Source organism: Acinetobacter bereziniae LMG 1003 = CIP 70.12, from assembly GCF_000368925.1.
In the GTDB taxonomy this organism is placed as follows: Bacteria; Pseudomonadota; Gammaproteobacteria; order Pseudomonadales; family Moraxellaceae; genus Acinetobacter; species Acinetobacter bereziniae.
In genome coordinates, this window is record NZ_KB849756.1 from 157800 (window position 1) to 159411 (window position 1612).

2 pseudogenes are annotated in these 1612 nt (G+C 34.4%); both read right to left on the reverse strand.

The features are described 5' to 3' along the window. Positions 1-787, reverse strand: a pseudogene (locus F938_RS23810) (IS3-like element ISAcsp5 family transposase); the annotation flags it as partial. A 579-nt stretch (positions 788-1366) separates the two neighbouring features. Beyond that, a pseudogene (locus tag F938_RS10920) lies at positions 1367-1612 on the reverse strand (putative type VI secretion system effector); the annotation flags it as partial.

Sequence of the window (1612 nt, forward strand, 5' to 3'; positions counted from 1 at the left end):
AACGCATCTATGCAAAAGTCTGTTTCCATACTGATCGATACTCGATGAGCCAGTACTTTACGACTATGCCAATCTATAATTGCACACAGATAGACAAAGCCTTTAGCCATAGGAATGTATGTGATATCTGTACACCAGACTTGATTAGAGTGATCGATGACCATGTTTTTCAACAGATATGGGAAAATACGGTGTGCAAGATTAGGCTTACTGGTATTGGGTTTTGGATACAAGGCATGTATTCCCATCAAGCGCATTAAACGTCGGACTTTACGCCGACCTATTTGATGCCCTTGACGCTGTAGCATATCTCGTATCATTCGACTGCCCATAAATGGGTAGTCGAGATGAATTTCATCGATCAGACGCATCAAACTCAAATCAGTTGATGAAATCTCTTTGGGCTTGTAATACAACGTACTGCGATTGATTTGAATCAATTGCGATTGTTGTCGTACCGAAAGTTGATGGGTCTTATCGATCATTTTTTGCCGCTCAGCTGCCCTATTTTTCTGAGCGCACCTTCTAAAAAATCAATTTGCAATGCCTGATGTCCTATCTTGGCATGTAGAGCTTTGAGGTCAATCTCAGGTTCTTGTTGTGCTGTTGGTCGTGAAAAAATATTGACTGATTGCTCAAGCAGTTGATTTTTCCAATCGATGATTTGGTTTTGATGTAAATCGAATTGAGTAGAAAGTTCAGCGAGTGTGTGGTCGCCTTTAATTGCTGCGAGAGCAACTTTAACTTTAAACTCTGCTGAATGATTACGACGTTTTCTTCGTGTCATGGTTGACTCCAAAAACAAGCATTTCCCATGCTTATTGGGGAGTAGATTATCACTTATAGGCGTGGTCTAAAATCCTAGACCCACATCAGTATCTTTTAAATTGAGTTAAATTTTTACAAACTTCTAGTTGGTTTAAAGTGGATTGACTTATTTCTGGGAAGTCACTTTGTTCTCCCGTCTTTAAATTAATTTCAGTATTCGTAGTTGCTGAATTTAAAATTGCTTTATCTTCAGTTTTATAAAAATCAACATCGAATATGGCATGACTTGTCTTAACAACTCTCTGCTTTTTATTATACAAATTATAAAAAACAACTTCATTATTTTGAGGGGAACTATTTTTGAATTTCTTAGGAATTCCCCAAACTACTAAATAACTATTATTACAATTAGTTTTATATCCGTTAATTTCACCTAAATTTATTTTTTTATGTTCTTATCTTTCCGTACAATCAATGTGCTTGTATTTTTCAGTTTTACATTCAAACTTGTAGAAGCATAAGATACACAACTATAAAGGCATAGGCAGAATGTAGAAATATATTTAATCATCATATTAGCTTCATCTTTTTTATAATTTCATTTTTTCCCATATTTTTCTTCATCATATTTTTTTGCTAGGTCTAGACGATAAGTATATTGCTCCCAACGATCAGGATATTCATCCATATTTATTTTATTCTTTCTATTTACAGAAGAAACTGAAAAATCATTTAAACTTGCCATACTGGGTTTATTAAATCCTAATTTTTTTAATATTGCTTCTAATTCTATACTTTGACCATCAAAGCTAGCACCTACTCGCCAACCAATGAATATAAAAAC